The 17,083-nt window shown below is 58.3% G+C and carries 13 protein-coding genes, 1 tRNA gene and 1 pseudogene; 13 read left to right on the top strand and 2 right to left on the bottom strand.

Annotated elements, in window-relative coordinates; genetic code table 11:
• From ASG68_RS30800 to ASG68_RS18075, 3 genes and pseudogenes are all read left to right on the top strand, one after another.
• A pseudogene (locus ASG68_RS30800) lies at positions 1-100 on the top strand (elongation factor Tu); the annotation flags it as partial.
• A 94-nt stretch (positions 101-194) separates the two neighbouring features.
• Positions 195-602: a hypothetical protein gene (locus tag ASG68_RS18080; RefSeq protein WP_062582623.1), complete on the top strand. Its 408-nt coding sequence runs from the start codon at positions 195-197 to the stop codon at positions 600-602.
• Positions 603-811: 209 nt separating this feature from the next.
• Positions 812-1,501, top strand: coding sequence for a hypothetical protein (locus ASG68_RS18075; RefSeq protein WP_062582621.1), 690 nt, complete (start codon positions 812-814; stop codon positions 1,499-1,501).
• 26 nt (positions 1,502-1,527) lie between these two features.
• Here the strand turns inward: ASG68_RS18075 and ASG68_RS18070 are convergent, their stop codons facing one another.
• Complete coding sequence (locus tag ASG68_RS18070) at positions 1,528-2,334, bottom strand: hypothetical protein (RefSeq protein WP_062582619.1); 807 nt, start codon at positions 2,332-2,334, stop codon at positions 1,528-1,530.
• Between the two features lie 165 nt (positions 2,335-2,499).
• Here ASG68_RS18070 and ASG68_RS18065 point away from each other — a divergent pair, with 165 nt between their 5' ends.
• The 10 genes from ASG68_RS18065 (at position 2,500) to rpoC (ending at position 16,038) form a co-directional block, all read left to right on the top strand.
• Positions 2,500-3,393: an NAD-dependent epimerase/dehydratase family protein gene (locus ASG68_RS18065; RefSeq protein ID WP_062582617.1), complete on the top strand. Its 894-nt coding sequence runs from the start codon at positions 2,500-2,502 to the stop codon at positions 3,391-3,393.
• Between the two features lie 153 nt (positions 3,394-3,546).
• Positions 3,547-3,622: transfer RNA gene (locus ASG68_RS18060), tRNA-Trp, on the top strand.
• 196 nt (positions 3,623-3,818) lie between these two features.
• Complete coding sequence (gene secE / locus ASG68_RS18055) at positions 3,819-4,019, top strand: preprotein translocase subunit SecE (RefSeq protein ID WP_062582615.1); 201 nt, start codon at positions 3,819-3,821, stop codon at positions 4,017-4,019.
• A 16-nt stretch (positions 4,020-4,035) separates the two neighbouring features.
• Positions 4,036-4,566, top strand: coding sequence for a transcription termination/antitermination protein NusG (gene nusG, locus ASG68_RS18050; RefSeq protein ID WP_062582625.1), 531 nt, complete (start codon positions 4,036-4,038; stop codon positions 4,564-4,566).
• A gap of 257 nt (positions 4,567-4,823) precedes the next feature.
• Complete coding sequence (gene rplK, locus ASG68_RS18045; protein ID WP_037103352.1) at positions 4,824-5,255, top strand: 50S ribosomal protein L11; 432 nt, start codon at positions 4,824-4,826, stop codon at positions 5,253-5,255.
• A 1-nt stretch (position 5,256) separates the two neighbouring features.
• A complete protein-coding gene (rplA, locus tag ASG68_RS18040; RefSeq protein WP_062582613.1) occupies positions 5,257-5,955 on the top strand; it encodes a 50S ribosomal protein L1 in 699 nt (232 codons plus the stop codon).
• Positions 5,956-6,281: 326 nt separating this feature from the next.
• Entirely contained in the window at positions 6,282-6,803 is a 522-nt protein-coding gene (gene rplJ, locus ASG68_RS18035) for a 50S ribosomal protein L10 (RefSeq protein WP_062582611.1), read from the top strand.
• A gap of 58 nt (positions 6,804-6,861) precedes the next feature.
• Entirely contained in the window at positions 6,862-7,239 is a 378-nt protein-coding gene (rplL, locus tag ASG68_RS18030) for a 50S ribosomal protein L7/L12 (protein WP_062582609.1), read from the top strand.
• Between the two features lie 261 nt (positions 7,240-7,500).
• Positions 7,501-11,640: a DNA-directed RNA polymerase subunit beta gene (gene rpoB, locus ASG68_RS18025; RefSeq protein ID WP_062582607.1), complete on the top strand. Its 4,140-nt coding sequence runs from the start codon at positions 7,501-7,503 to the stop codon at positions 11,638-11,640.
• Positions 11,641-11,829: 189 nt separating this feature from the next.
• Positions 11,830-16,038 carry a DNA-directed RNA polymerase subunit beta' gene (rpoC, locus tag ASG68_RS18020; protein WP_062582605.1) on the top strand — a complete coding sequence of 1,403 codons (4,209 nt, stop codon included), beginning with the start codon at positions 11,830-11,832 and terminating at the stop codon, positions 16,036-16,038.
• A 101-nt stretch (positions 16,039-16,139) separates the two neighbouring features.
• Here the strand turns inward: rpoC and ASG68_RS18015 are convergent, their stop codons facing one another.
• Positions 16,140-16,904, bottom strand: a complete 765-nt coding sequence (locus tag ASG68_RS18015; RefSeq protein WP_156373897.1) for a hypothetical protein — start codon at positions 16,902-16,904, stop codon at positions 16,140-16,142.
• Positions 16,905-17,083 lie beyond the last annotated feature (179 nt).

Genomic DNA, 17,083 nt, shown 5'->3' with positions numbered 1-17,083 from the left:
GCTGATCGTTCCGATCGCGATGGAAGAAAAGCTGCGCTTCGCGATCCGCGAAGGCGGCCGCACCGTCGGCGCCGGCATCGTCGCAAGCATCGTCGAGTAAGCTTGGCGATAGGCGGTCCGGCTTCGGCCCACTGATCCTTTAAAAGGGCCTCGCTGGAAACGGCGGGGCCTTTCGCGTGAAGAGGAGGTGTTTCTTGGATAATTTGCTGCCACTTTCGTATCGATGGTTCATTGCGAAGGGGCTGACGAAATGGCAGCCTTGGTATTTCATGGACACGATAGAGACGATCAAGCGCGAGCCGAACCTTCGCGCAAGCGATCTTTTCAAGCAATTTTTCTTGGATGAGACGGGTGCAGACTTCGATGTCTACCTTTTCGCGCGGCGGCAAGATTGCGACGATTTCGCTTTTTTCGTCGTCAGGGACGGGAAAGTCGAAGACAAGATCGTCAGTCTTGATTTGGATTTATGGGGCGGGGCACGCCTTAATCCGCCCCTACGCTATGTAAACATCGAGCAAACCTTCCTGAACTGGATACGGGAAGTTGTGATGATAGATATTGAGTGGGACTGGATGATGGAGGCGGATCTTTTCGAAGATTGAGCCTCACATGCCGTGGGCGAGGCGTCGCATACGGTTCTATTCACAGCGCGACAAAACTTGACTGCCAAGAGATTGAATAAAGCGGCGGCTCCAATTAGCCTTGGTGCTGTAGATTCTGCTCGACGGGATGAGTGGAACATTATCAATGAGTTCGAGTTTTTGCCACGCATGGCTGAAATGCTGTGCGCTTATTGTTTTTTGGAGGAGAAATGGCTGATAATGCACGGGTTTACATCGGTTTCGACAGCAAGGAAGTCGTGGCCTATCATGTCTTTTGCCAGAGTATCCTGGAAAAGAGCTCGATCCCGGTGGAGTTTCTGCCGATCTACCTGAACAATCTCGGCGGCGTCTTTACCCGCGAACGCAATCAGTTGCAGTCCACCGAATTTTCCTTCTCTCGCTTCCTCGTTCCCTATCTCAGCAATTACGAAGGCTGGAGCCTTTTCGCCGATTGCGACATGCTGATGCGCACGGATATCGCCAAGCTCTGGGAACTGCGCGACGACCGCTATGCCGCCATGTGCGTCAAGCACGACTACACGCCGAAGGTGGAGACCAAGTTCCTGGGCCAAACCCAGACCAAATATGAGAAGAAGAACTGGTCGAGCGTCATCCTGTTCAACAATGCGAAGTGCAAGACACTGACGCCAGATTTCGTCAACACCGCGACCGGCCTGCAGTTGCATCAGTTCAAGTGGCTAGAATCAGAAGACCTGATCGGCGCGCTGCCGCAGACTTGGAACTGGCTGGTCAACGAATACGACTATAACGAAGCGGCCGATCTCGTGCACTTCACCGATGGTGGACCGTATTTCGAGGAATACAAGAACGACGACTATGCCGAGGAATGGTTCGCGGCCCGCGAGCGCGTTCTCTCCGTCGCCCAGCGCCAAATATGATCGCCTGACGGCCGCTGGGGAAAGCCTCAGTGGCCAAACGTCTTGAAGCGCTTGAAGAAGCCGCCGATCTTGCGCTGGATCTTGGCCTTCGACCAGAGCTTGGCCACCTGGCGCTCCATGCCGGTGAAGCGATTGGCAAGCACGTTGGTCGCCACCAGCGCGATCGTTCCCTCGCTGAATTCCGGAAAGCGGTCATGAATGCGGGCGAACATGCCTGTCGGCTCGCTGAGATTGTCCTCGAAGCGACTGATCCTTCCGTTCTTGACGAACAACTGGAGCATGATCTGCTCGAAGGTCCAGTCATGTTCCGTATACATGGCGAACTGCAGGCCTGCGACGCCTGTGAAACCACACAGGCAGACATTGGCATGCGGCATCTTCTCGACCAGCCAGATGGCAATGGCAAAGCCGGTGGTCGGCATGCGGCCGGTCGGATAAAGCGGCCCGAACGCATGGTCGAAATCCAGCGTGTAGGGCACTAGGTCGCTCTGACGAGGTAAAGTAAGGGGTGGCGTGCCAGTTGGAACCCCGCGTTCGGCGAGAACGCCGACCTCCGCCTTGAGGCCGTTTGCAAACAGGCTGTAGGCCTTGTCGAAATGCTTCTGCGATTTCAGGAAACGTTCCCCGCCGGCAACTAGCCGGTGGCAGAGCATGGCGTCCTTCTCGAAAGGCTTGGGCAGAACCTTGGCGCAGCCTGTAAAGAAGACATAGAGTGTCTTTTCCGGCAGAGCCCGCGTGATGGCGTCGATATCGACGCTCTCGCTGTTGGCGATCAGCGCCACCATCTCGTATCCGGAAAGAAGCGTCTCGAAATCTTCGGCTCGCAGTGACATGTTCTCGATCGTCCAGTCTGATGTGCAGTTTCCGTACGCAATAGAGGACGCGGGCGCTGCCGTCATCCCTTGTTCATCAGAAATACTATTGCGACCATCGGGAGGGCAGGGCATATCGATGGGTGAGGAGACCGCACGTCGATGCGGCAAAGATGGAGGATGGTCATGGGAAAGCGCATTCTGGTCACGGGTGGTGCGGGCAAGGCGGGTCGTCATGCGGTGCCCTATCTGGTCGAGGCCGGCTACGAAGTCCACAATGTCGATCTCGTGCCGCTCGACAGCCCCGGCGTCACCAACCTGATCGCTGATATCACCGACAGCGGCCAGATGTTCAACGTCATGTCCATGCACCGCGACTTTCCGGACATGGAGGGTGGGCAAGGGCCACAGCCCTTCGACGCGGTCGTGCATTTCGCAGCCGTGCCGCGCATTCTGATCAAGCCTGATAACGAGACGTTCCGCATCAACACCATGGGGACCTACAATGTCATCGAGGCGGCGGTGAAGATGGGTATCCGCAAGATCATCGTTGCCTCGAGCGAAACGACCTATGGCGTCTGCTTTGCCGAAGGACACCGGGATTTCCACCAGTTTCCGCTGGATGAGAACTATGATGTCAATCCGATGGACAGCTATGGCCTGTCCAAGGTGATCAACGAGAAGACGGCGCGGGCTTTTGCCGAGCGTTCCGGCTTCGACATTTATGCGCTGCGAATCGGCAATGTGATCGAGCCGCATGAATATGAGCGGTTCCCGGCCTATTTCGCCAATCCGGATATCCGCAAGCGAATCGCCTGGAGCTATATCGACGCGCGGGACCTCGGCCAGATCGTCAAGCTTTGCCTTGAAAAGGACGGGCTTGGCTATGAAGTCTTCAACGCCGCGAACGACACCGTTTCCGCGAACACGCCCTCGCGTGAGCTTGCCGCGCGCTATTATCCGAACGTGCCGTTTACCCGCGAAATCGGCGAATTCGAGGGCCTGCTGTCGAATCGGAAGATTCGCGAGGTGCTCGGCTTCAAGGAGGATCACGACTGGCGAAAATATGTGAAGGTGTGATCGGGCCGGTTTGGCCCCGTCGAAAAGAGTCGGGGATCGCCGGATTCTTTTCATTTTTTCCGGCAAAGGCGCTTGTCATCCTGCGGCAAACTGAATAATAACCCGCATACTTCTTGCGGCGCCCCGCTTTCGGGCCACTGGCGCAGCGGGTCTAGGGGTATAGCTCAGTTGGTAGAGCGGCGGTCTCCAAAACCGCAGGTCGCAGGTTCGAGCCCTGCTGCCCCTGCCATTCGACACAGCGCACAACTTGCCGCGGCGATCAGGCACACGACACAGGGAAGGGGCTTGCTTCTTCCGGCTAATTTCGTAAAAAGACCGTTGACCTCTTGTGATTTTCGGAATCGGTCTTTATGTAGGGTTCAAACAGACACGCGGCGCGTGGGGCTGATCGTCAGCTTTACGGGCCGTTAAGGCGTGAGCATTCAATGGCATCCAAGACAAATCCATTTACGTTTCTGCAGCAGGTGCGCGCTGAGACGGCGAAAGTGACATGGCCGACCCGGCGCGAGACGATGATCTCGACGCTGATGGTTTTCGTCATGGTCTTCTTTGCGGCTGTTTTCTTTTTCACTGCGGACCAACTGATGGGCTGGCTGATCGGCCTCGTCCTGAACGCTCGCGTTTGAACGATTGGGGATGAATATGGCAGCGCGTTGGTACATCGTTCACGCATACTCGAATTTCGAGAAGAAGGTCGCTGAGGACATCGAGAACAAGGCTCGCCAGAAGGGGCTTGAGCATCTGTTCGAAAAGATTCTCGTGCCGACCGAAAAGGTCGTGGAAGTTCGTCGCGGCCGCAAGGTCGATGCCGAGCGCAAGTTCTTCCCGGGCTACGTCCTGGTGCGTGCCAACCTGACGGATGAGGCCTATCACCTCATCAAGAACACGCCTAAGGTCACGGGTTTCCTCGGTTCCGACAACAAGCCGGTTCCGATTCCGGATTTCGAGGCCGAGCGTATCCTTGGTCAGGTTCAGGACGGTGTCGATCGTCCGAAGCCTTCGATCTCGTTCGAGATCGGCGAGCAGGTTCGCGTCTCCGACGGTCCGTTCGCCTCGTTCAACGGCATCGTTCAGGATGTCGACGAAGAGCGTTCGCGCCTCAAGGTCGAGGTTTCGATCTTCGGTCGCGCCACGCCGGTGGACCTCGAGTACGCTCAGGTCGAAAAAGTCTGATTTCAGAATGCCGCAGCGCCGGTTCGTCTGGCTGCGCGGCATTCTATTGTTTCCGGATTTCGATCCGGCAGGTGGGGAAACCCGCACCCCGCGTGGAAGGATGACCGTCTTAGCCGGACCTTAATCCGCACCACGCAACCGCAGCCGCCGTGCTCATCGGGCGCGGCATGAAAGGGCCGGGAGACCGGCCGGAACATTTCCGGTTCCGATCCGCAGGTGCGGGGAGGCAGTTCGGAAAACCATAAAGGCAGAGAGATATGGCTAAGAAAGTTGCAGGCCAGCTCAAGCTTCAGGTCAAGGCAGGATCGGCAAACCCGTCCCCGCCGATCGGCCCGGCGCTTGGTCAGCGTGGCATTAATATCATGGAATTCTGCAAGTCGTTCAACGCGGCTACGCAGGAAATGGAAAAGGGCATGCCGATCCCGGTCGTCATCACCTACTACCAGGACAAGTCTTTCACCTTCGTCATGAAGCAGCCGCCGGTCAGCTACTTCCTGAAGAAGGAAGCAAAGCTCACCTCGGGTTCGAAGACCCCGGGCAAGGGCGCTGCTGCAGGCAAGCTCACCAAGGCTCAGATCAAGTCGATCGCCGAAGCCAAGATGAAGGACCTGAACGCAGCCGATATCGAAGGCGCAATGACCATGATCGAGGGCTCCGCCCGCGCGATGGGTCTGGAAGTGGTGGCGTAACATGGCAAAGCTTGCAAAGCGTGTACAGAAGACCCGCGAAGGCATCGACCCGACGAAGCTCGTCGCCCTGCCGGAAGCCATCGCTCTGGTGAAGGCTCGCGCCATCGCCAAGTTCGACGAAACGATCGAAGTCGCCATGAACCTGGGTGTTGACCCGCGTCACGCCGACCAGATGGTTCGCGGCGTTGTCAACCTGCCGAACGGCACCGGCCGCGACGTTCGCGTTGCCGTGTTCGCTCGTGGCGCCAAGGCTGACGAAGCCAAGGCAGCCGGTGCCGACATCGTCGGCGCGGAAGACCTGGTTGAAATCGTCCAGGGCGGCAAGATCGACTTCGATCGTTGCATCGCGACCCCGGACATGATGCCGCTCGTCGGCCGCCTCGGTAAGGTTCTCGGCCCGCGCGGCATGATGCCGAACCCGAAGGTCGGAACGGTCACCATGGACGTCGCCGGTGCTGTCAAGGCATCGAAGGGCGGCGCTGTCGAGTTCCGCGTCGAAAAGGCTGGTATCGTCCACGCCGGCATCGGCAAGGCCTCGTTCACGGCTTCTGCTCTTGAAGAAAACATCCGCGCGTTTGCTGATGCAGTCATCAAGGCAAAGCCGGCTGGTGCCAAGGGCAACTACGTCAAGCGCGTTGCGATCTCCTCGACCATGGGTCCGGGCGTCAAGATCGAGCCGTCGACGGTCGCCGTCGCCTGATCATTCATTCCGGGCTTCGGCCCGGTCACAGATTTCCGGCCCTTCGGGGCCGGGAATTCCGGGATCAAACCCGGAACTCCTGTCCGAGATTGCAGGTGGTTATCCCTTAATCACTTTGGCCTGCATGAGACGGGTGAGTCCCGAATTTCATTTGACGCGCTTTAAGCGTGGAAATTCGGTTCGAACCTCGGCTTGCCTTGTGAACGCTGCGAAGCGTCCGCAGGGGACAGGATCCTCGAGCGTCGCTTGGGATCATCTTGATCTCTCGCGGCAAAGGCAAACCCGATGGAACTGCATTTCGTAGTTCCGTCAACTGGAGATAGGCAGTGGAAAGAGCGGAAAAACGCGAATTCGTCACGGAGCTGAACGACGCCTTCAAGGGCGCTGGTTCGGTTGTCGTGGCCCACTATGCTGGTGTCACAGTCGCACAGATGAACGACTTCCGTTCGAAGATGCGCGCTGCTGGCGGCACCGTCAAAGTCGCGAAGAACCGCCTGGCCAAGATCGCCCTTCAGGGTACCGAGTCGGAAGGGATGTCCAATCTCTTCAAGGGACAGACGCTGGTAGCATTCAGCGCCGACCCGATCACGGCTCCTAAGGTTGTCATGGATTTCGCCAAGACCAACGACAAGATCGTTGTTCTGGGCGGCGCCATGGGTTCAACGACACTCAATGCGGATGCAGTCAAGTCGCTTGCGACCCTGCCTTCGCTTGACGAACTGCGCGCGAAGCTGCTGGGCATGATCCAGACACCGGCTACCCGCATCGCAGGCGTTGTCGCAGCACCGGCAAGCCAGCTTGCCCGCGTGTTCGCAGCCTATGCCAAGAAGGACGAAGAAGCCGCATAAGGCGGTTTTTCGTTGTTTATATCTAACCAAGTTCGAACCGAACAAAAGGAACTGTAAAATGGCTGATCTCGCAAAGATCGTAGACGACCTCTCCTCGCTGACCGTTCTGGAAGCTGCAGAACTGTCGAAGCTTCTCGAAGAAAAGTGGGGCGTTTCCGCTGCTGCTCCGGTAGCCGTTGCTGCTGCTGGCGGTGGCGCTGCTCCGGCTGCTGCTGAAGAAGAAAAGACCGAGTTCGACGTTATCCTGGCTGACGCCGGCGCTAACAAGATCAACGTCATCAAGGAAGTTCGCGCTATCACCGGCCTCGGCCTCAAGGAAGCCAAGGACCTCGTTGAAGCCGCTCCGAAGGCTGTCAAGGAAGCCGTTTCCAAGGCTGAAGCTGCTGACCTCAAGAAGAAGCTCGAAGACGCTGGCGCCAAGGTTGACGTCAAGTAATTGAGTCTACTTTAAAGGAGGGGTGGCCTGAAAATGGCCGCCTCTCTTTGACCGCTTTCTGAACGTATTACCCAAAAGCCACCTGAAAACGGCTTTTGGGTAATGGGTTCTCAAGAGGATGGTCTCGAACCAGGACGCCGCAGCAATCCGGCTCAGCGTTTTGGGGGAAGACGAGATTGAGAAATCCATTGATTGACGGAGCCGACTGGCCAGCGGTCACCGTCTGTTGCAGGCCCGGGTGCAATTTTTAAAGGAGCGACGATGGCTCAGACCCTTTCGTTTAACGGTCGCAGGCGCGTACGCAAGTTTTTCGGTAAAATTCCAGAAGTCGCAGAAATGCCGAACCTCATCGAGGTTCAGAAGGCATCCTATGATCAGTTCCTCATGGTCGACGAGCCGCAGGGCGGTCGTCCGGACGAGGGGCTTCAGTCCGTATTCAAGTCCGTTTTCCCGATCACGGATTTCTCCGGCGCCTCGATGCTCGAATTCGTTTCCTACGAGTTCGAACAGCCGAAGTTCGACGTCGAGGAATGCCGTCAGCGCGACCTGACCTATGCAGCGCCCCTCAAGGTGACGCTCCGCCTCATCGTGTTCGATATCGACGAGGATACAGGCGCGAAGTCCATCAAGGACATCAAGGAACAGAACGTCTACATGGGCGACATGCCGCTCATGACCAACAACGGTACGTTCATCGTCAACGGTACCGAACGCGTCATCGTCTCCCAGATGCACCGTTCGCCGGGCGTGTTCTTCGACCATGACAAGGGCAAGAGCCATTCGTCGGGCAAGCTGCTTTTCGCTGCCCGCGTTATCCCGTATCGTGGTTCCTGGCTCGATATCGAATTCGACGCCAAAGACGTTGTTCACGCCCGTATCGACCGTCGCCGCAAGATCCCCGTCACGTCGCTGCTCATGGCACTCGGCATGGACGGTGAGGAAATCCTCGACACGTTCTACACCAAGTCGCTCTATCAGCGTGACGGCAAGGGCTGGCGGATTCCGTTCCAGCCGGAGGTCCTCAAGGGCCAGAAGGCTCTGTCCGACCTGATTGACGCCGACACCGGCGAAGTGGTCGTGGAATCCGGCAAGAAGCTCACGCCGCGCCTGCTGCGCCAGCTGACCGAGAGGGGCCTCAAAGCCATCAAGGCGACCGACGACGAACTCTACGGCAACTTCCTTGCCGAAGACCTCGTCAACATGGAAACGGGCGAAATCTTCCTCGAAGCCGGTGACGAAATCGACGAGAAGACACTCGGTGTCATCCTCGGCGCCGGTTTCGACGAAATCCCGGTTCTCGACATCGACCATATCAACGTCGGTGCCTACATCCGCAACACGCTGGCCGTGGACAAGAACGAGAACCGTCAGGACGCTCTGTTCGACATCTACCGCGTCATGCGTCCGGGCGAGCCGCCGACCATGGATTCGGCCGAAGCCATGTTCAACACGCTGTTCTTCGATGCGGAGCGTTACGACCTCTCCGCTGTCGGTCGCGTCAAGATGAACATGCGCCTTGACCTCGATGCCGCCGACACCGTCCGTATCCTTCGCAAGGAAGACATCCTGGCCGTGGTCAAGATGCTGGTCGACCTGCGCGACGGCAAGGGCGAAATCGACGATATCGACAACCTCGGCAACCGTCGTGTCCGCTCCGTCGGCGAGCTGATGGAAAACCAGTATCGTCTCGGCCTGCTGCGCATGGAGCGTGCGATCAAGGAACGCATGTCGTCGATCGAGATCGACACCGTCATGCCGCAGGACCTGATCAACGCCAAGCCGGCTGCTGCTGCTGTTCGCGAGTTCTTCGGTTCCTCGCAGCTGTCGCAGTTCATGGACCAGGTCAACCCGCTGTCGGAAATCACCCACAAGCGCCGTCTCTCGGCTCTTGGCCCGGGCGGTCTGACGCGCGAACGCGCCGGCTTCGAAGTCCGCGACGTTCATCCGACCCACTATGGCCGTATCTGCCCGATCGAGACGCCGGAAGGCCCGAACATCGGTCTGATCAACTCGCTCGCAACCTTCGCCCGCGTCAACAAGTACGGCTTCATTGAATCGCCGTACCGCAAGATCGTTGACGGCAAGGTGACGAAGGACGTCGTCTATCTCTCGGCGATGGAGGAAGCCAAGTACCACGTGGCCCAGGCCAACTCCGAGCTGAACGCCGACCAGTCGTTCGTTGAAGAGTTCGTCGTCTGCCGTCATGCCGGCGACGTCATGCTCGCGCCGCGCGATATCGTGAACCTGATGGACGTTTCGCCGAAGCAGCTCGTGTCTGTCGCGGCAGCTCTCATCCCGTTCCTGGAAAACGACGACGCCAACCGCGCGCTCATGGGCTCGAACATGCAGCGTCAGGCAGTGCCTTTGCTGCGTGCTGAAGCTCCGTTCGTCGGAACCGGCATGGAGCCGATCGTTGCTCGTGACTCTGGCGCTGCCATCGCGGCCCGCCGTGGCGGCGTGGTCGACCAGGTCGATGCGACGCGTATCGTTATCCGTGCGACGGAAGACCTCGAAGCCGGCAAGTCCGGTGTCGATATCTACCGCCTGCAGAAGTTCCAGCGCTCCAACCAGAACACCTGCGTCAACCAGCGTCCGCTGGTCACCGTCGGTGACATACTGAACAAGGGCGACATCATCGCTGACGGTCCGTCGACCGATCTCGGCGATCTGGCGCTCGGCCGCAACGCGCTCGTCGCGTTCATGCCTTGGAACGGCTACAACTACGAAGACTCGATCCTGATGTCGGAACGCATCGTCGCTGACGACGTGTTCACGTCCATCCACATCGAGGAATTCGAAGTGATGGCCCGCGACACCAAGCTTGGTCCGGAAGAAATCACGCGCGACATTCCGAACGTCTCGGAAGAAGCGCTGAAGAACCTCGACGAAGCCGGCATCGTTTACATCGGTGCGGAAGTTGCTCCTGGCGACATCCTCGTCGGCAAGATCACCCCGAAGGGCGAAAGCCCAATGACGCCGGAAGAAAAGCTCCTGCGCGCCATCTTCGGTGAAAAGGCCTCCGACGTTCGTGACACGTCCATGCGCATGCCTCCGGGCACCTTCGGCACGATCGTCGAAGTTCGCGTCTTCAACCGCCACGGCGTTGAGAAGGACGAACGCGCGATGGCGATCGAGCGTGAAGAAATCGAGCGTCTGGCAAAGGACCGCGACGACGAACAGGCGATCCTCGATCGCAACGTCTACGCACGTCTGGTCGACATGCTGCGCGGTCACGTTGCCGTTGCCGGCCCGAAGGGCTTCAAGAAGGGCACCGAGCTTTCGAACGCCGTCATCTCCGAATATCCCCGCTCGCAGTGGTGGATGTTCGCCGTTGAGGACGAAAAGGCTCAGGGCGAAGTCGAAGCACTGCGTGGCCAGTACGACGAATCCAAGTCGCTGCTTGAGCATCGCTTCATGGACAAGGTCGAAAAGGTCCAGCGCGGCGACGAAATGCCTCCGGGCGTCATGAAGATGGTCAAGGTCTTCGTCGCTGTGAAGCGCAAGATCCAGCCGGGCGACAAGATGGCCGGCCGTCACGGTAACAAGGGCGTCGTCTCGCGTATCGTTCCGGTCGAAGACATGCCGTTCCTGGAAGACGGCACGCATGTCGATATCTGCTTGAACCCGCTGGGCGTTCCCTCTCGCATGAATGTCGGTCAGATCCTTGAAACCCATCTTGCATGGGCGTGCGCAGGCATGGGTAAGAAGATCGGCGAATTGCTCGACGAATACCGCAAGACTATGGACATAACCGACCTGAAGACGGAGTTGACGGAAGTCTACGCGTCGCAGGCAAAGGACGAAGTTTCGAACTTCGATGATCCTTCGTTGGTCAAGCTTGCCGAGCAGTCCCGCAAGGGCGTCTCGATCGCAACGCCGGTCTTCGACGGTGCACATGAGCCGGACGTCGCATCGATGCTGAAGAGGGCTGGCCTGCACGAGAGCGGTCAGTCGGTTCTTTACGATGGCCGTACTGGCGAGCCGTTCGACCGCAAGGTCACTGTCGGCTACATGTACATGATCAAGCTGAACCACCTTGTCGACGATAAGATTCACGCTCGTTCGATCGGTCCTTACTCGCTCGTCACCCAGCAGCCGCTCGGTGGTAAGGCGCAGTTCGGCGGTCAGCGCTTCGGGGAAATGGAAGTCTGGGCTCTGGAAGCCTACGGCGCCGCCTACACCCTGCAGGAAATGCTGACGGTGAAGTCCGACGACGTAGCCGGCCGTACCAAGGTCTACGAGGCGATCGTCCGTGGCGACGACACGTTCGAAGCCGGTATTCCGGAAAGCTTCAACGTTCTCGTCAAGGAAATGCGTTCGCTGGGTCTCAGCGTCGAACTGGAGAATTCCAAGCTCGACGAACTGGCGACGGCGACGCAACTGCCCGACGCGGCCGAGTAACGATATCGAGGTGCGTGCCGCTTCCCCGGCGGCGCGCACCGTTTCCACCGGATCCCGCGCTGATGGGATCGGTAGGAAATACGGCCGCATTTTATGCGGTTATATCCGTTTCAAGCATCGGGCCGGCGCCCGGGAATTGCCGGCACCCTTGCCAAGCTTAGGGCGTTTCCGCCCACAAAGGAGATAGGCATGAACCAAGAGGTCATGAATCTTTTCAATCCGCAGGTGCCTGCACAGACATTCGATTCCATCCGGATTTCGATTGCCTCGCCGGAGAAGATTCTCTCCTGGTCTTACGGTGAAATCAAAAAGCCGGAGACAATCAACTACCGTACCTTCAAGCCGGAGCGCGACGGTCTGTTCTGCGCGCGCATCTTCGGGCCGATCAAGGACTACGAGTGCCTGTGCGGCAAGTACAAGCGCATGAAGTACAAGGGCATCATCTGCGAAAAGTGCGGCGTCGAAGTTACGCTGTCGCGCGTTCGCCGTGAGCGCATGGGCCATATCGAGCTCGCCGCTCCCGTCGCCCATATCTGGTTCCTGAAGTCCCTGCCGAGCCGCATCGCGACGCTGCTCGACATGACGCTGAAGGATATCGAGCGCGTTCTCTACTTCGAAAACTACATCGTCACCGAACCGGGCCTGACTTCCCTCAAGGAAAACCAGCTCCTGTCCGAAGAAGAATACATGATCGCCGTCGACGAGTTCGGCGAAGATCAGTTCACGGCGATGATCGGTGCTGAAGCCATCTATGAGATGCTCGCTTCGATGAACCTCGACAAGATCGCAGGCGATCTGCGCTCGGATCTGGCGGACACCACGTCGGAACTGAAGCAGAAGAAGCTGATGAAGCGCCTGAAGATCGTTGAGAACTTCATGGAATCCGGCAACCGTCCGGAATGGATGATCATGAAGGTCGTTCCGGTGATCCCGCCGGACCTGCGTCCGCTGGTTCCCCTGGATGGCGGTCGTTTCGCGACGTCTGATCTCAACGATCTCTATCGCCGCGTCATCAACCGTAACAACCGCCTGAAGCGCCTGATCGAGCTTCGTGCGCCCGGCATCATCATCCGTAACGAAAAGCGCATGCTGCAGGAATCTGTAGACGCGCTGTTCGACAACGGCCGCCGTGGCCGCGTCATCACCGGCGCCAACAAGCGTCCGCTGAAGTCGCTGTCCGACATGCTCAAGGGCAAGCAGGGCCGCTTCCGCCAGAACCTGCTCGGCAAGCGCGTCGACTATTCCGGCCGTTCGGTCATCGTGACCGGTCCGGAGCTGAAGCTGCACCAGTGCGGCCTGCCGAAGAAGATGGCGCTCGAACTGTTCAAGCCGTTCATCTATGCCCGCCTCGACGCCAAGGGTTATTCCTCGACCGTCAAGCAGGCCAAGAAGCTGGTTGAAAAGGAAAAGCCGGAAGTCTGGGATATCCTCGACGAGGTCATCCGCGAGCATCCGGTTCTGCTGAACCGCGCACCGACGCTGCACCGCCTGGGCATCCAGGCCTTCGAACCGACCCTGGTCGAAGGCAAGGCGATCCAGCTGCACCCGCTCGTCTGCACGGCCTTCAACGCCGACTTCGACGGCGACCAGATGGCCGTTCACGTTCCGCTGTCGCTGGAAGCCCAGCTGGAAGCGCGCGTGCTGATGATGTCGACGAACAACATCCTGCATCCGGCAAACGGTGCGCCGATCATCGTTCCCTCGCAGGACATGGTTCTCGGCCTCTACTATTTGTCGATCATGAACCAGAACGAGCCGGGCGAAGGCATGGCCTTCTCCGATCTCGGCGAACTGCATCACGCGCTTGAAACCAAGGCCGTGACGCTGCACGCCAAGATCCGCGGACGTTTCAAGACCGTCGATGCCGAAGGCAAGCCCGTTTCGAAGATCTTCGAAACGACGCCTGGCCGTATGCTCATCGGCGAACTTCTGCCGAAGAACGTCAACGTTCCGTTCGACGTCTGCAACCAGGAACTGACCAAGAAGAACATCTCCAAGATGATCGACACGGTCTACCGTCATTGCGGCCAGAAGGACACGGTCATCTTCTGCGACCGGATCATGCAGCTCGGCTTTACCCACGCCTGCCGCGCCGGCATTTCGTTCGGCAAGGACGACATGGTCATTCCGGACAGCAAGGCAAAGATCGTTGGCGATACGGAAAACCTCGTCAAGGAATACGAGCAGCAGTACAATGACGGCCTGATCACCCAGGGCGAGAAGTACAACAAGGTCGTCGACGCCTGGGGCAAGGCAACCGAAAAGGTCGCGGAAGACATGATGGCCCGCATCAAGGCCGTCGAGTTCGATCCGGAGACCGGTCGCCAGAAGCCGATGAACGCGATCTACATGATGTCCCACTCGGGCGCTCGTGGTTCTCCGAACCAGATGCGCCAACTGGGCGGCATGCGCGGCCTGATGGCAAAGCCGTCGGGTGAAATCATCGAAACGCCGATCATCTCGAACTTCAAGGAAGGCCTGACCGTTAACGAGTACTTCAACTCGACCCACGGCGCCCGTAAGGGTCTCGCGGACACCGCGTTGAAGACCGCGAACTCCGGTTACCTGACCCGCCGTCTCGTCGACGTCGCGCAGGATTGCATCGTCAACTCGGCGGATTGCGGTACCGAAACCGGCCTCACCATGACGGCCATCGTCGATGCCGGTCAGGTCGTTGCCTCGCTCGGCGCCCGCGTTCTCGGCCGTACGGCTCTGGATGATATCGATCATCCGGTCACAGGCGAACGCATCGTCGATGCCGGCAGGATGATCCTCGAAGCCGACGTCGTCGAAATCGAGAAGGCTGGTATCCAGTCGATCCGCATTCGTTCGGCGCTGACCTGCGAAATCCAGACCGGCGTTTGCGGCGTCTGCTACGGTCGCGACCTTGCACGCGGTACGCCCGTGAACATGGGTGAAGCCGTTGGCGTTATCGCCGCTCAGTCGATCGGCGAGCCGGGCACCCAGCTGACCATGCGTACGTTCCACCTTGGTGGTACGGCAAACGTGGTCGACCAGTCGTTCCTGGAAGCATCGTACGAAGGCACGGTCCAGATCAAGAACCGCAACATGCTGCGCAACTCCGACAACGTTCTCGTTGCCATGGGCCGCAACATGGCGATCCAGATCCTGGACGAGCGTGGCGTCGAGCGTTCGACGCAGCGCGTTGCCTACGGTTCGAAGATCTATGTCGACGACGGCGACAAGGTGAAGCGCGGCCAGCGTCTCGCCGAGTGGGATCCCTATACCCGCCCGATGATGACGGAAGTCGAAGGTACGGTTCATTTCGAGGATATCGTCGACGGTATCTCCGTTCTGGAAGCGACCGACGAAGCGACCGGCATCACCAAGCGTCAGGTTATCGACTGGCGTTCGACGCCGCGCGGTATCGACCTGAAGCCGGCCATCGTCATCAAGGACAAGAACGGCGCCGTGATGAAGCTATCGCGTGGTGGTGACGCCCGCTTCATGCTCTCGGTCGATGCCATTCTGTCGGTCGAGCCGGGTACCAAGGTCTCCCAGGGTGACGTGCTTGCACGTTCGCCGCTGGAAAGCGCCAAGACGAAGGACATCACCGGCGGTCTGCCGCGCGTTGCCGAACTCTTCGAAGCGCGCCGCCCGAAGGATCACGCGATCATCGCCGAAATCGATGGTACGATCCGCTTCGGCCGTGACTACAAGAACAAGCGTCGCGTGCTGATCGAGCCTGCGGAGGACGGTGTCGAGCCGGTCGAATACCTGATCCCGAAGGGCAAGCCCTTCCATCTTCAGGATGGCGACTACATCGAAAAGGGTGACTACATCCTCGACGGTAACCCGGCACCGCATGACATTCTGGCGATCAAGGGCGTGGAGGCACTCGCTTCCTACCTCGTGAACGAAATCCAGGAAGTCTATCGTCTGCAGGGCGTTGTGATCAACGACAAGCACATCGAGGTGATCGTTCGCCAGATGCTGCAGAAGGTGGAAGTGACCGATGCCGGTGACTCGACCTACATCGTTGGCGACAGCGTCGACCGCATCGAACTGGAAGATGTCAACGATCAGCTGATCGAACAGGGCAAGAAGCCGGCTTACGGCGAACCGGTCCTGCTCGGCATCACCAAGGCATCGCTGCAGACGCCGTCCTTCATCTCGGCCGCTTCCTTCCAGGAAACCACGAAGGTGCTGACGGAAGCTGCGATCGCCGGCAAGACCGACGGTCTGCAGGGTCTGAAGGAAAACGTCATCGTCGGCCGTCTCATCCCGGCAGGCACTGGCGGCACCATGACCCAGATCCGCCGTATCGCCACCGCGCGCGACGAGATGATCCTCGAAGAGCGCCGCAAAGGTACGGGTGCGGACATCGCAACGCCGATGCTCGCCGATCTGGCCAAGGAAGAAGCCGCGGCCGAATAAGGCCGCAGAAAAGGGAAGGGCGGTTCACCGTCCTTCCGGCGGAAATGAAAAAGCCGCCCGGAGCGATCCGGGCGGCTTTTTGTTCAAGCTGGGGCGCTTTATCACCGTGCATCAAGTATCAGGGCGTCTGCCTGTCCTGGATATTGGGATCGGACGAATTGATTATAAGCGGTTACACAATCCTCCGATTTCGCTCCATATGCGTCTCTTCTGACGACAGGTGTGGCCATGCAAATTCGATTGCCGATGGCTTTTAACTTTGTGATGTCGTCACCCGACATCTTTTGTGGGTTGGAATTCGCCTTGAATAGCCTAAATCGATGTGCATCCGGCGCTTGTCGCAAGTAGTCAAAAACCGGGTGAAATCGCAAAAAGCTGGACTTACTCAAAAACACCCTCTCTACTCGTTGGCTATGTCCGAGTTTTTTGGCGTCGGAGAACCGGTCCTTTGATATGCCGGTATAGGCACGGATAAGGTCCTGCCATAGGAACGGCGAGCCAAGAACAATTCGAGACCCAGGCAAGGACCCAGATTCCCAACGCAGTAATTCCGTACCGAGCATTCCGCCGTTAACCGCTTGGATCACCATGACCCTACCCAAGCCGAACGGACGTGCCAGAACATTGTTGTCATAGTTGAAACCGCGAAGCACCGTGGCAGCCAGCGGCTCATCTGCTTGCGCATTTAAGACGCAGACATCGAATATTCCTCGTTGCTGCAAATTTTCGATCGACCAGGACGTCGTTTCTGTCTTGGCGGTGCAGTCGTCGCCGCTTCCAAGGCGATATACTCTTTCAAGTATATCCTGGCTTCCCCCGTTCTTGCTCAAATACCCTTCTGAATATTTTGAAGCGATTCCGCTCACCAGCACCTCATAGCAGGGTTCCAGGCAGAATCCGCCAGTACCCGCAAAGACGAGGTGCGGAAGCTTGCCAATGGGTTTGTGAACTGCCCCCCATTTCGACCGGACAGTCGGCATAAGCAGAAAGGCTCAAGCACAGGCTTGAGGACAGGCTTATGTCTAACGAGTATCGACACGTTGAA

The organism is Rhizobium sp. Leaf453 (genome assembly GCF_001425605.1).
GTDB lineage: Bacteria > Pseudomonadota > Alphaproteobacteria > Rhizobiales > Rhizobiaceae > Pararhizobium.
The sequence above is the reverse complement of the archived record's forward strand: the minus strand, read 5'-3'. Positions and strand labels throughout refer to the sequence as shown.

What these genes read in the sequence shown, in the direction of transcription:
- ASG68_RS18065 (WP_062582617.1), top strand. Translation starts at nt 2,500, where the DNA reads ATGGGAAAGCGCATTCTGGTCACGGGTGGTGCGGGCAAGGCGGGTCGT.
- rpoB (WP_062582607.1), top strand. Translation starts at nt 7,501, where the DNA reads ATGGCTCAGACCCTTTCGTTTAACGGTCGCAGGCGCGTACGCAAGTTT.
- secE (WP_062582615.1), top strand. Translation starts at nt 3,819, where the DNA reads ATGGCATCCAAGACAAATCCATTTACGTTTCTGCAGCAGGTGCGCGCT.
- ASG68_RS18075 (WP_062582621.1), top strand. Translation starts at nt 812, where the DNA reads ATGGCTGATAATGCACGGGTTTACATCGGTTTCGACAGCAAGGAAGTC.
- rplL (WP_062582609.1), top strand. Translation starts at nt 6,862, where the DNA reads ATGGCTGATCTCGCAAAGATCGTAGACGACCTCTCCTCGCTGACCGTT.
- rplK (WP_037103352.1), top strand. Translation starts at nt 4,824, where the DNA reads ATGGCTAAGAAAGTTGCAGGCCAGCTCAAGCTTCAGGTCAAGGCAGGA.
- ASG68_RS18070 (WP_062582619.1), bottom strand. Translation starts at nt 2,334, where the DNA reads ATGTCACTGCGAGCCGAAGATTTCGAGACGCTTCTTTCCGGATACGAG.
- rplA (WP_062582613.1), top strand. Translation starts at nt 5,257, where the DNA reads ATGGCAAAGCTTGCAAAGCGTGTACAGAAGACCCGCGAAGGCATCGAC.
- nusG (WP_062582625.1), top strand. Translation starts at nt 4,036, where the DNA reads ATGGCAGCGCGTTGGTACATCGTTCACGCATACTCGAATTTCGAGAAG.
- rpoC (WP_062582605.1), top strand. Translation starts at nt 11,830, where the DNA reads ATGAACCAAGAGGTCATGAATCTTTTCAATCCGCAGGTGCCTGCACAG.